The organism is Dyella sp. LX-66, assembly GCF_018599165.1.
In the GTDB taxonomy this organism is placed as follows: domain Bacteria; phylum Pseudomonadota; class Gammaproteobacteria; order Xanthomonadales; family Rhodanobacteraceae; genus Dyella_D; species Dyella_D marensis.
Genome location: NZ_JAHFVJ010000002.1, coordinates 111,306 through 123,072, shown reverse-complemented (window position 1 = coordinate 123,072; position 11,767 = coordinate 111,306). Strand labels below are relative to the sequence as shown.

The window sequence follows — 11,767 nt, the reverse complement described above, 5'->3', positions numbered from 1 at the left end:
GCCGCAACCTGTCAGCAAAACTCACATGTCAGCCGTCCGCGACCTGCCCCCGCTGAATGCCCTGCGCGCCTTCGAGGCCACCGCCCGCCTGGGCAGCGCCAGCCGCGCCGCGGAGGAACTGCACGTCACCCATGGCGCGATCAGCCGCCATCTGCGCGCGCTGGAAGAAGCGCTGGGCCAGCCGCTGTTCGCACGCCAGGGTCGCGGCCTGGCGCTGACCGCGGCGGGCGAGCAGTTGCGCGACGGCGCGCGCGATGCGTTCGAACAGCTGCGCGATACCTGGGCACGCGTGGCGCGCGGCCAGGCGGATGCGCCGTTCGTGCTCGGCTGCCCCGGCAGCCTGCTGGCGCGCTGGATGATTCCGCGGCTGGAACGGCTGCGGCAGGACTTGCCCACGTTGAAGCTGCATCTGTCCGCGCAGGAGGCGCCGTTCGATCCGGCGCTCGCCGGCATCGATGCGGCATTGCTGTTGTCGGAGCCGCCATGGCCGGGCGACTGGCGTGTGCATGAGCTGGCGCCTGAGCGGATCGGGCCGGTGCTTAGTCCGCGTTATCCAGGGGCAGCGAAGCTGCAGGAGCTGTCACCACAAGGGCTGCTGAGCGAGGCGCTGCTGCATACCGCTTCGCGGCCGCAGGCGTGGCCGCAGTGGGCGGCGCTGGCGGGGCTGCAGCCGGCGCAGCTGCGCTATGGGCAGGGCTTCGATCATCTGTACTACCTGCTCGAAGCGGCGGTGGCGGGATTGGGCGTGGCGATCGCGCCGGTGCAGCTGGTGGCGGACGATCTGGCGAGTGGGCGGTTGTTGGCGCCGTGGGGGTTCGTCACCACGCCGGCGCATTGGATTCTGGCGGTGCCGCGGCGTGCGTACAGCGCACAGGTGGAAACGCTGGCGGATTGGCTGCGCCACGCATTGGCGTACGGCCTCGATGAAGGCGTGCATCTTCGCTGCATCCTTGATGCCGGGCGCGGACTCAATCCCGCTCGACACATCCACCGCCCACGGCTGCGCCACGCGAACGGCGTGCGCGACGTTCGCGGCGGTCAATCCGCCGGCAAGGATCAACGGCTGATCGAGATCGGTCGGCATCAGCGACCAGTCGAAGGCCTTGCCGCCACCGCCCGCTTCACCCAGGCCATGCCCATCCAGCAACAACCCCGCCGCGCCGGGATACTCGCGCAGCAGCGGCAAGGCCGCAGCGCCCTCGCCCATCGCGATGGCCTTCAGATAACGATGGCCGAACTGCGCGCACCACTCGTCGCTTTCATCGCCATGGAACTGCAGCAGATCGGGCTGCACTTCGCGCAGCACTTCGCGCACATGGGCGGCATCGTCATCCATGAACAGCGCGACGGTGCTGACAAAGGGCGGCAGCGCGGCGCAGATTTCCCTGGCGCGCGCGATATCCACCCGGCGCTTGCTGCGTGCGGTGAAGATCACGCCGATCGCATCGGCGCCGTATTGCGCGGCCAGCTGCGCATCTTCCACGCGCGTCATGCCGCAGCACTTGATGCGGGTCATTGGCTCACCTCCGGCGGCAGGCCCCAGTGCGCTTCGTAGCGGGGGCCAAGAAAGGTGAGGCCCGATGACGGCGCGGTCGGCCCGGCCACTTCGCGGTTGCGCCCGGCCAGCAGTTCGCCGACCCAGGCCGCCGGCTGCTCGCCGCGCCCCACCGGCAGCAGCGAGCCGACGATATTGCGCACCATGTGATGCAGGAATGCGTTCGCCTCGATCTCCACCAGCACCTGTTCCTCCTCGCGCCGCACGCTCACCGCCAGCACTTCGCGCCGCGCGTGCGCGGCCTGGCAGGACACCGCGCGGAAAGCGGTGAAGTCGTGCTCGCCGATCAGCACCTGCGCTGCCTCGTGCATGCGCGCGGCATCCAGCGGCTGGCGCTCCCAGGTCACGTAGCGCCCATCCAGCGCCGCGCGCACGGGGCGGTTGAGGATGCGGTAGCGGTAGCGCCGGCTGCGTGCGGAGAAGCGCGCGTGGAAATCGTCCGGCACCGTTTGCGCCCATAGCACCGCCACGCTGCGCGGCAGGTTGGCGCAGGCGCCGAGCACCCAGCCGCGCGGATCGCGCTGCACGTCGGTGTCGAAGTGCACCACCTGGCAGCGGCCGTGCACGCCGGCGTCGGTGCGGCCGGCGCAGGTCACCTCGACCGGATGCGCGGCCACGAACGACAAGGCTTTCTCCAGCGCGCCCTGCACGGTGGCCCCGTGGGTCAGGCGCTGCCAGCCGAGGAAGTCGGTGCCGTCGTATTCGATGCCCAGGGCGATGCGCATGTGGAGCCAGGCGAAGCTGCAAGGCCGACGAGGTTAGCATCCCGCGCCCGCGGCAAGCCCCAAAAACATCGGGCCGGCATATAGCCGGCCCGATGTGGAAACATTTGCAACGACGACTCAGCGGATGCCGTCGAGCAGCTTCTGCGCCACGTCCTTCTGCATCTGGGTGCCTTCGTGCAGCACTTCTTCCAGCATGGCGCGCGCGCCATCCGGGTCGCCCATGTCGAGGTAGGCGCGGGCCAGGTCCAGCTTGGTGTCGACCGGGTCGTCGTTGAAGCCGCCTTCGTGTGCATCGCCGGCGTGGACGAAATCGTCTTCCGCCGGGCTGTGCGCCGGCGCGGCCGGAATCTCGTCTTCCAGGTCGGCGAACTGCCAGGTCGACACCGGCTCGTGTCCGGTCGCGGCGACCGGTTCCGGCTCGGCAGCCGGCGCGGCGTTGGCGAGCGGGCGCGGGGTCAGGTCGAAGTCGAAGTGGTACTCGCTGACCTTCGGGTTCTTCGGGGGCAGCGGAGCGGCCGGGATCGGCGGGATGTCATTGGACGAGAGGTCATCGTGCGAGGTCTCGGCGTAGCGGTCCAGGTCGAACTGGTGCAGCGCTTCGTGCTCGTCCTCGTTCTGCGGCGGCAGCGGCGGCGGGTTGCCGCCCGAGAACAGCGGATGGCCGGGGACCAGATCCTCGCCCATCGACACCACGTCCAGCCATTCCGGCTGGTCGGGGCTGGAGATATGCGCGTGCATCGCTTCCGCGGCGGCTTCGAAATGGTCTACGTCGCGGCGGCTGTAGTACAGGCTGACCAGTTCCAGGTGCAGGCCGACGTCGTCCGGATGTTCGGCCAGCTGGTCGAGCAGTTCGTCCTGGTCCGGATCGGAGCCGCCGATGGTCGGTTCGGCGCCGAAGCGGTCGGCCAGCGAGGAAGCGGAGCGCGGCGCGGGCGCATCGCCCGACTTCTTGCGGCGGCCCAGCAGCGCGCCCAGGAGCAGCAGCACGACAGCGCCGGCACCGGCGGCGAGCGCCCAGGTCTGCATGTACCAGGGTTCTTCCTCGGCCGGCGCGGGCGGCGCCACCGGGGCGGGCTTCGGCGCCGGCTTGTTCTCCGGCTTGGCCGGCGTGCTGGCCACCGGTGCGGTGGCGGCGGCGCTGCCGGTGGAGGCCGGGGCGGAGCTGGTGCCGGCCGGGGTCACGGCCAGCGTGTCGGCGGGCTTGGGCGCGCTGGCGGCGGGCGCGGGCTTGGGCGCCTCGGCGACGGCGGGCTTGGCCTCGGCGGGCTTCGCTTCGGCCGGCTTGGTCTCGGCGGCGGCCGCGGCGGCAGCCGGCGCGCCCTTGCGGGCTTCGGCCAGCTTGCGCTGCAGGTCGGCGATCTCGTTGTCCTTCAGCGCCAGCAGCTTGGTGTTCTTCTGGTTGATGTCTTCCAGGTCTTTCAGGCGCGACTTCAGCTCGTTGCCCTGCTGTTCCAGGGTGGCCATCGCCTCCTTGCTGCGCAGCAGGTCTTCGCGCAGGCCAGCCGCGGCCTTGGCGTCGCCCTTGGCGCTGCCGCCGGCGGCGCCCTGCGCGCCGTCCTTTGCCGGCACCAGGGAGAGACGGTCGGAAGGCTCGCCCTTGCCGGCGGTCGGCGCGGTGGAAGCGGCCGGACGCGTGCCGGCATCGGCCACGCTGGTGGCGGTGCGCGCGGCGCCCGAGCTCCAGTCGCCGTTCTGGCGGCGCACTTCGGCGGCGGCCGCGGCCACCGCCATGGCCTGCGCGTCCTGCGCGGAAGGCACGCGCAGCACGGCGCCGGTCTTCAGCGCATTGATGTTGTCGCGGTAGAACGCATCCGGATTGGCCTGCTTGAGGGCCAGCAGCATCTGGTTGATGTCCACGCCCTGCGGCGCGGTGTCCTTGGCGATGGACGACAGCGTCTGGCCGCGTTCGACCGGGCCGTATTCGCCGTTCTTCACCGCGGGCGCGGCGGCCGGCGCAGGCTTGGCGACCTTGGCGGGCGCGGGCTTGGCGGCGGCCTGCTGCTCGTCGGTGGCGGGTGCCGGCGCGGCGTGGCGCGCGGGCTTGCCGGACGAGGCGGCGACAGCGGGCGCGCGGGTGGCGGGCGCGGCGCCGGGGCTGCTCGGCGGGTCGAGCAGGATGGCGAATTCGCGCACGCTCTTGCCGGTGGCGCTGCTCACTTCGACCAGCAGGTCGAGGTAGGGATCGTTCACCGGCGCGGCGCTGGTGATGCGGATCACCTTGCGGCCGTTGCCGCCGTCGATCACCGCGAACTGCAGCGGGATATTCGGCGCGCCGCTGATGCCGGCCTTGGCGAATTCCTCGCCGGAGGCGAGCTTGGCGGACAGGTTCTGCAGCTCGGAAGGATGTTCCGGGTTCAGCGGAATCTCGGCCAGCAAGGGCTGGCCCAAGGCCGACTTGACCTGGATCTGGCCCAGCTCGAGCGCGGCGGCCTGGGTGCTGCCTAAGGCCAGCGCCAGCAGCACCGACAGTCTCAACGAACGATTCATCGCGTGTTCCCCCGAACTGCCCCGTGACGTTTCTTATATAAGGATCGCCGCACTCGGGCGGCGATTCCGTCGACAAGACGACACTTTAAGTTAGAAAAAGGCCCACAAACAATAGTTGCGGCCGATATTTACAACGCATTGCTGCGAGAGGTTCTCGCAGCGGTCCCGCTTATTGGGTCTTGCTCAATGGCCCGGGCCGGGAGCGGCCTTGGCGCTTTTCAGTGCTTCCAGCTGCTGGCGCAGCTCCGCGATGGCGCGGTCCTGCTGCTCCATCTTGCGGTCGGCCTGCTCGCTCTGGGCCTCCTGCGAGGCGACGTCATGCTGCAGGCGCTGGACCTCGGCGTTCTTGCTGGCTACGCGGTGCTCGGCCTCGGCCTTCGGTGCGGGGGCCGCGGCCCCCAGCTGCTGACCGGCCCAGGCCGGCATCGCCATGCATGCGACGCAGAGCGCCAGGCTGGTCAGGCGGGCTTGCATCAGAGATGTTCCTCGATCAGCAGCTCGGCGATCTGCACTGCGTTGAGCGCCGCGCCCTTGCGGATGTTGTCCGAGACGATCCACAGGTCCAGGCCGCGCTCGTGAGAAATATCTTCGCGGATACGGCCGACGAAGACCGGGTCCTTGCCCGCCACGTCGCCCACCGGGGTGGGATAGCCGCCGGCCTTGCGCTCGTCCTGCACCACCACGCCCTCGGCTTTTTCCAGCAGCGCGCGGGCCTGTTCGGCGGTGATCTTGTCGCGGGTCTCGATGTGCACGGCCTCGGAATGCCCGTAGAACACCGGCACGCGCACCGCGGTGGGATTCACCTGGATGGTGTCGTCTTCCAGGATCTTGCGGGTCTCCCAGACCATTTTCATTTCTTCCTTGGTGTAGCCGTTGGCCTGGAAGTCGTCGATGTGCGGGATCACGTTGAAGGCGATCTGCTTCGGGAACTTCGACTTTTCCACTTCCTGGAAATTGAGCAGCGCGGCGGTCTGCCGGCCCAGTTCTTCCATGCCCGAGCGGCCCGCGCCGGACACCGACTGGTAGGTGGCCACGTTGATGCGCGTGATGCCGGCCTGGCGGTGGATCGGCGCCAGCGCCACCAGCATGCCCATGGTCGAGCAGTTCGGATTGGCGATGATGCCGCGCGTGGTGTACTGCGCGATGGCGTGCGGGTTCACCTCGCTGACCACCAGCGGGATGTCGTCCTGGTAGCGGAACTCCGAGGTGTTGTCGATCACCACCGCCCCCGCCGCCGCCGCGCGCGGCGCGTGCTCGCGGCTGACCGAGCCGCCGGCGGAGAAGAAGGCGATGTCCACGCCGGCGAAGTCGTAGTCGGCAAGATTGCGCACGGTGACCGATTTGCCGGCGAAGTCCACTTTGCCGCCCGCCGAACGCTCGCTGGCCAGCGGGACCAGCTCGCCGACCGGGAATTTGCGCTCGGCCAGGATAGCCAGCAGGGTTTCGCCCACGGCGCCCGTCGCGCCGACCATCGCCACCTTGTAGCTGCTCTTCTTGCTCATGTTCCAGGTTTCAGTAGAGGGACTCGGAGATCCGTCCGAACGGGGCCGATATCCGCATCAACGGAAATCTAGCCGGGGTTGAAGGCAAAACAATACGCGATCTGCCTGGGCGTGAATGGCATCACGCTTTGAAACAGCCGCTTTTTAGGACCAACGTTTCATCACTTCGGGATTGAGCGGCGCCGGCGGACGTCCGGCGCGCGGTCCGTGGCCCAGCGCGGCCAGCACATTATCGGCCGCCAGCGTGGCCATGGCGCGGCGCGTATCCGCGCTGGCGCTGGCGATATGCGGACTGAGCAGGACATTCTCCAGGCGCAGCAGGTCCGCATGCAGCGCCGGCTCGCCCTCGAACACGTCCAGCCCCGCGGCCGCCAGCCGCCCCTCGCGCAGCGCGGCGGCAAGTGCCGCGTCGTCCACGATGCCGCCGCGGGCCACATTCACCAGCACCGCCGTGGGTTTCATCAGGGCCAGCTCCGCCGCGCCGATGGCGTGGTGGCTTTCGCGCGAATACGGCAGCACCAGGATCAGGTGATCGGCGCGGCGCAGCAGCTCGGCCTTGTCGACCAGGCTGGCGCGGCATTCGCGCTCCACCGGCCCGGGCAGGCGCGAGCGGTTGTGATAGAGCACGTGCATGTCGAAGCCGACCGCGCGGCGCGCGATGGCCTGGCCGATGCGGCCCATGCCCAGGATGCCCAGCGTCTTGCCGTGCACGTCGAAGCCCAGCCAGTCGTCGAAACGCATGCCGCCCTGCCACTGCCCCGCGCGCAGCCAGCGCTCGGCGGCGCCGACGCGGCGCGCCGCGCCCAGCATCAGCGCCCAGGCGTAGTCGGCCACGGTTTCGTTGAGCACGTCGGGGGTGTTGCAGGCGAGGATGCCGGCGCGGGTCAGCGCCGGCACGTCGAGGTTGTTGTAGCCCACCGCCAGGTTGGAGATCACGCGCAGGCGCCGGTTGCCTTCGAGCACCGCCGCGCCCACCGGATCGGCCAGGCCGATGATGGCCGCGTCCACGCCGGCCAGGTGCTCGCGCAGCTCTTCCGGCGCATGCCGGCGCTCGATCGCCTCGGCCTGCACGTCGACGTATTCGGACAACCGCGCCAGCACCTCGGGGAACAAGGGGCGCGACACCCACACTTTCTGTCTTGCGCTCATGTACTCACATCAGTCTTGCCGCGCCGGCGGTGCACGCAAAGCGCGTTCACGCCAGGCGCGGACTCACCTCGCCCACGTCGCCGCACTGGGCGCGATGGCGCAAGGCGTGGTCCATCAGCACCAGGGCCATCATGGCCTCGGCGATCGGCGTGGCGCGGATGCCCACGCAGGGATCGTGGCGGCCCTTGGTGACCACCTCGACCGGTTCGCCGGCCAGGTTCACGCTGTGGCCGGGAATCAGAATGCTCGACGTCGGTTTCAGCGCGATCGAAGCGGTCACCGCCTGCCCCGTGCTGATGCCGCCGAGAATGCCGCCGGCATGGTTGGACGCAAAACCGGCGGGGCTCATTTCGTCGCGATGCTCGCTGCCGTGCTGGGCCACCGCGGCGAAGCCGTCGCCGATCTCCACGCCCTTCACCGCATTGATCGACATCATCGCTGCGGCGAGGTCGCCGTCGAGCTTGCCGTAGATCGGCTCGCCCCAGCCCGGCGGCACGCCCTCGGCCACCACGTTGACGCGCGCGCCGACGGAGTCGCCGGACTTGCGCAGCGCGTCCATGGTCTTCTCAAGCTCGGGCACCTGGGCCGCATGCGGCCAGAAGAACGGGTTCTGCTCCACGGCATCCCAGTCGAAACCCTGCGGCGCGATGCCGCCCAGCTGCGCGAGATAACCGCGCACGCGCACACCGTAACGCTCGGCCAGCCATTTCTTGGCGATCACCGCGGCGGCCACGCGCATGGTGGTCTCGCGCGCCGAAGAGCGCCCGCCGCCGCGCGGATCGCGGATGCCGTACTTCTGCCAGTAGCTGTAGTCGGCGTGGCCGGGGCGGAAGGTGCTGACGATGTCGCCGTAGTCCTTGCTGCGCTGATCGGTATTGCGGATCAGCAGCGCGATCGGCGTGCCGGTGGTGCGGCCTTCGTAGACGCCGGAGAGGATTTCCACCTCGTCCGCTTCGCGCCGCTGCGAGGTGTGGCGGCTCTTGCCGGTGGCGCGGCGGTCGAGGTCGGCGCGGAATTCGCTCTCCTCGATCGGCAGCCCCGGAGGGCAGCCGTCGATCACGCAGCCGATGGCCGGGCCATGGCTTTCGCCGAAGGTGGTGACGGTGAAGATCTTGCCGAAGGAATTGCTGGACACGGGGCTTTTCCTGGGGGCTAACCGGCCAAGCTTAGCGTGTACGGGCCGCCGGGTCTGCGCCGGTGCGCCATTCGCGCGCCAGCAGGGCGAACACCAGGTCGTCCGCCCATTCGCCGCGCAGCCAATAGCTTTCGCGGAAGTGCGCTTCCTGGCGCATGCCCAGCGAGCACAGCAGCGCCACGCTGGCGGTGTTGCGCGGATCGACCGAGGCGGTGGCGCGGTTGGCGCCGCGGGCGAAGGCCCAGTCCAGGGCGGCGCGCAGCGCTTCGCCGGCGTAGCCCCTGCCCTGATGCGATGGCGCGATGGTGATGCCGAGTTCGACACCGCCTTTCTCATCGGCGGCCAGGCCCAGCCCCAGGTCGCCGATCAGCTCGCCGCTGTCGCGCAGGCGGATGGCGCGCTGCCACCAGTGGCCCGGCGCGGGTTCGGCGGCCAGCGCCTCGATCCATTCCGCCGCCGCCTCCGGCGAGGCGGGCTGCCAGCCCTGGTAGCGGGCGACCTCGGGGTCGCCGCGGTAGGCGTACAGCGCCGCGGCGTCGCCGGACGTCAAGGCATCCAGGCGCAGGCGCGGCGTCAGCAGGTCCACGGCTCAGCCGTGGCGGGCGCGCGCCGCGGCGCGGATGACGCCGGCGTGCTCGATCAGGTCGCGGCGCTCCAGCGCGAACACGCCCATGGCGCCGACCTTGAACTCGATCCACACGAACGGGACTTCCGGCAGCAGCGCGGCCAGCGCGTGCTCGCTCTCGCCCACTTCGACGATCAGCAGGCCGTCCTCGCTGAGGTGATCGGCCGCTTCGTCCAGCATGCGCAGGCACAGGTCCAGGCCGTCTTCGCCGGAGGTCAGGCCGAGCTTGGGCTCGTGGCTGTATTCGCCCGGCAGCGCGGCGTATTCGGCTTCGGTGACATAGGGCGGGTTGGACACGATCAGGTCGTAGACGCGGCCCTGCACGCCGTTGAAGAGGTCGGACTTGACCGCCTCGACGCGGCCTTCCACGTGCTGGAACACGATGTTCTCGCGCGCCAGCGACAGCGCTTCCTCGCTGACGTCGACGATGTCGACCTGCCAGTGGGGGTTGTACTCGGCCATGGCGATGCCGATGCAGCCCGAGCCCGTGCACAGGTCGAGCGCTCGCTCGACGTGGCGGTGCTCCAGCCACGGCTGGAAGCCGGATTCGATCAGCTCGGCGATCGGCGAACGCGGCACCAGGGCGCGGCGGTCGCTCTTGAACTTCAGCCCGGCGAACCAGGTTTCGCCGACCAGGTAGGCCACCGGCAGGCGCTCGTTGACGCGGCGCTCGATCAGCGCCAGCACGCGCTCGCGCTCTTCGCCGGTGAGCTTGCCGGCGCCATAGGCCGGCGGGATGTCCGGCGGCAGGTGCAGGCTGGCCAGCACCAGATGAGTGGCCTCGTCGATCGGGTTGTCGTGGCTGTGGCCGAAGGTCAGCCCGGCGGCCGAGAAGCGGCTGGCGCCGTAGCGGATGAAATCGATGATGGAGGCGAGTTCGGCGGTCACGGCGGCCAGGGTCTGCGGCTGGAGGATCGCCAAGTATAGCCGCTGGGGATGGCCTCACTGTGGGGACCGGGCTGGCGGCGGGGGTGGGGCTGGCCGATATACTGGCCGGATGACTTTCAAAGTGCTCCTGCAATACCTCCTGCCCCATCGCGCGCTGTCGCGGGTGGTCTACTGGGCCACGCGCTGGACTTTCGTGCCGTGGAAGAACTTCCTGATCGGGCAGATCGTGCGCCGCTACCAGGTGGACATGGCCCAGGCCGCCCAGCCCGATCCGTTCGCCTACCAGCACTTCAATGCCTTCTTCACCCGCAAGCTGCGGCCGGATGCGCGCCGTGCCGACGCCGACCCGCAGGCTCTGCTCAGCCCCGCCGACGGGCGCATCAGCCAGTCCGGCCGCATCGTGGACGGGCGCATCTTCCAGGCCAAGGGCCAGGAATACACCGCCGCCGAACTGCTGGGCGACGAGGCCGCCGCCGCGCCGTACCGCAACGGCCGCTTCGCCACCATCTATCTGTCGCCGCGCGACTACCACCGCGTGCACATGCCGCTGGCCGGCACGCTGAAGGAAACCGTGCACGTGCCGGGACGCATCTTCAGCGTGGCGCCGTTCGCGGTGGAGGCGATCCCGCGCCTGTTCGCGCGCAACGAGCGCCTGGTCTGCCACTTCGAGAGCGAGCGCGGCCCGTTCGTGGCGGTGATGGTGGGCGCGATCCTGGTGTCGTCCGTGGCCACCGTGTGGGACGGCCTGGTGATTCCGCCGTATGCGCCGGCGATCCGCCGCAAGTCCTTCGCCGGCCAGAACATTTCACTGGAGCGCTTCGCCGAGATGGCGCGCTTCAACATGGGCTCGACGGTGATTCTGCTGCTGCCCGACGGCATGGCGGAGTTCGACGAATTGCAGCCGCAGCAAGCGGTGCAGGTGGGTCAGCGTCTCGGTCGCTGTACGAACTGACTCACATATCCGAGTGACGCTTTTCGTCGTTTTGTGACTTTTTTGGCGCAAGGCGAAGCGAGGCGTCGCTATCCTCCCCGGTATTCGCCGCAGCGCGTGGACGCGCTGCATCCCGAATCCGCGACCGGAGGAATCGCATGCGCATCGTCAGTCAGATCATCGCCCTGAGCCGCAGCCGGCAGCTGGGTCGTCAGTTCCGCGAGATCGAGCGCATCGTCAACAGCCTGCCACGCCGCACGCGCGTCCAGCTCGGCACGCTGACCCTCCGCGAGATCGGCCAGGCCTCGCGCAGCGAATTCCCGCACCTCTATGGCACCTCGCCGGAGCAGCGCTACCTGCCCTGGGGCGAAGGCACCGACGTCGGCTATGCGCGCGCCCGCTCGGACAACGCCGAAGTCGCCATCCGCGGCGTGGCCCTGTGGCTGGCGGTGGCCTACCACGAGACCAAGGATTCCCCGCACCTCAAGCTGCAGCTGCAGCACCGCCATCTGCTGAAGGTGCTGCACGGCCTGAAGGAAGCACACCGCAACGGCGCCGAGGCGGCGCCGACCCGCGGCAACAGCCTCGCCGCGGCCTGAGTGCGATAAGCGACACCCTCCCAAAGCCGTCATTCCGGCGCAGGCCGGACGAGCGCGTAGCGCGAAGAACGCCTGAAGGGCGGCCCCGAAGGGGTGAGCGAAGCGAATCATCCAGTGGCGTCATGGCTGGGTTTTCGCGACCTCGTCCGACAGCTCTGCCCTGTCGCGACC

10 protein-coding genes and 2 pseudogenes are annotated in these 11,767 nt (G+C 69.6%); 3 read left to right on the top strand and 9 right to left on the bottom strand.

Annotated features, from left to right (window positions below; genetic code table 11):
• Positions 1–25: 25 nt before the first annotated feature.
• Positions 26–850, top strand: a pseudogene (locus tag KK141_RS22905) (LysR family transcriptional regulator); the annotation flags it as partial.
• 60 nt (positions 851–910) lie between these two features.
• On the opposite strand, the pseudogene KK141_RS22900 reads toward KK141_RS22905, so the two are convergent.
• From KK141_RS22900 to prmB, 9 genes and pseudogenes are all read right to left on the bottom strand, one after another.
• Positions 911–1,516: pseudogene (locus KK141_RS22900) on the bottom strand (phosphoribosylanthranilate isomerase); the annotation flags it as partial.
• Positions 1,513–2,280, bottom strand: coding sequence for a tRNA pseudouridine(38-40) synthase TruA (gene truA / locus KK141_RS04355; RefSeq protein WP_214571626.1), 768 nt, complete (start codon positions 2,278–2,280; stop codon positions 1,513–1,515). The gene truA and the pseudogene KK141_RS22900, both read right to left, overlap by 4 nt.
• A gap of 117 nt (positions 2,281–2,397) precedes the next feature.
• Complete coding sequence (locus tag KK141_RS04350) at positions 2,398–4,767, bottom strand: FimV/HubP family polar landmark protein (RefSeq protein ID WP_214571627.1); 2,370 nt, start codon at positions 4,765–4,767, stop codon at positions 2,398–2,400.
• Positions 4,768–4,950: 183 nt separating this feature from the next.
• Positions 4,951–5,241 carry a hypothetical protein gene (locus tag KK141_RS04345; protein ID WP_250901561.1) on the bottom strand — a complete coding sequence of 97 codons (291 nt, stop codon included), beginning with the start codon at positions 5,239–5,241 and terminating at the stop codon, positions 4,951–4,953.
• A complete protein-coding gene (locus KK141_RS04340; RefSeq protein ID WP_214571628.1) occupies positions 5,241–6,269 on the bottom strand; it encodes an aspartate-semialdehyde dehydrogenase in 1,029 nt (342 codons plus the stop codon). Before KK141_RS04340 ends, KK141_RS04345 begins: the two co-directional genes overlap by 1 nt.
• Before the next feature lie 144 nt (positions 6,270–6,413).
• Positions 6,414–7,418 carry a D-glycerate dehydrogenase gene (locus KK141_RS04335; protein WP_214571629.1) on the bottom strand — a complete coding sequence of 335 codons (1,005 nt, stop codon included), beginning with the start codon at positions 7,416–7,418 and terminating at the stop codon, positions 6,414–6,416.
• Between the two features lie 46 nt (positions 7,419–7,464).
• A complete protein-coding gene (aroC, locus tag KK141_RS04330; protein WP_214571630.1) occupies positions 7,465–8,553 on the bottom strand; it encodes a chorismate synthase in 1,089 nt (362 codons plus the stop codon).
• Between the two features lie 31 nt (positions 8,554–8,584).
• Complete coding sequence (locus KK141_RS04325; RefSeq protein WP_214571631.1) at positions 8,585–9,139, bottom strand: GNAT family N-acetyltransferase; 555 nt, start codon at positions 9,137–9,139, stop codon at positions 8,585–8,587.
• A 3-nt stretch (positions 9,140–9,142) separates the two neighbouring features.
• Complete coding sequence (prmB, locus tag KK141_RS04320) at positions 9,143–10,066, bottom strand: 50S ribosomal protein L3 N(5)-glutamine methyltransferase (protein ID WP_214571714.1); 924 nt, start codon at positions 10,064–10,066, stop codon at positions 9,143–9,145.
• Positions 10,067–10,175: 109 nt separating this feature from the next.
• Between prmB and asd the strand changes: the two genes are divergently transcribed.
• A complete protein-coding gene (gene asd / locus KK141_RS04315) occupies positions 10,176–11,018 on the top strand; it encodes an archaetidylserine decarboxylase (protein ID WP_214571632.1) in 843 nt (280 codons plus the stop codon).
• A gap of 137 nt (positions 11,019–11,155) precedes the next feature.
• Complete coding sequence (locus tag KK141_RS04310; protein WP_214571633.1) at positions 11,156–11,596, top strand: hypothetical protein; 441 nt, start codon at positions 11,156–11,158, stop codon at positions 11,594–11,596.
• Positions 11,597–11,767: the final 171 nt, after the last annotated feature.

Excerpts from the sequence above, each read along its gene's own strand:
- truA (WP_214571626.1), bottom strand. The coding sequence starts at position 2,280 with ATGCGCATCGCCCTGGGCATCGAATACGACGGCACCGACTTCCTCGGC.
- asd (WP_214571632.1), top strand. The coding sequence starts at position 10,176 with ATGACTTTCAAAGTGCTCCTGCAATACCTCCTGCCCCATCGCGCGCTG.
- KK141_RS04350 (WP_214571627.1), bottom strand. The coding sequence starts at position 4,767 with ATGAATCGTTCGTTGAGACTGTCGGTGCTGCTGGCGCTGGCCTTAGGC.
- KK141_RS04310 (WP_214571633.1), top strand. The coding sequence starts at position 11,156 with ATGCGCATCGTCAGTCAGATCATCGCCCTGAGCCGCAGCCGGCAGCTG.
- KK141_RS04335 (WP_214571629.1), bottom strand. The coding sequence starts at position 7,418 with ATGAGCGCAAGACAGAAAGTGTGGGTGTCGCGCCCCTTGTTCCCCGAG.
- KK141_RS04345 (WP_250901561.1), bottom strand. The coding sequence starts at position 5,241 with ATGCAAGCCCGCCTGACCAGCCTGGCGCTCTGCGTCGCATGCATGGCG.
- KK141_RS04340 (WP_214571628.1), bottom strand. The coding sequence starts at position 6,269 with ATGAGCAAGAAGAGCAGCTACAAGGTGGCGATGGTCGGCGCGACGGGC.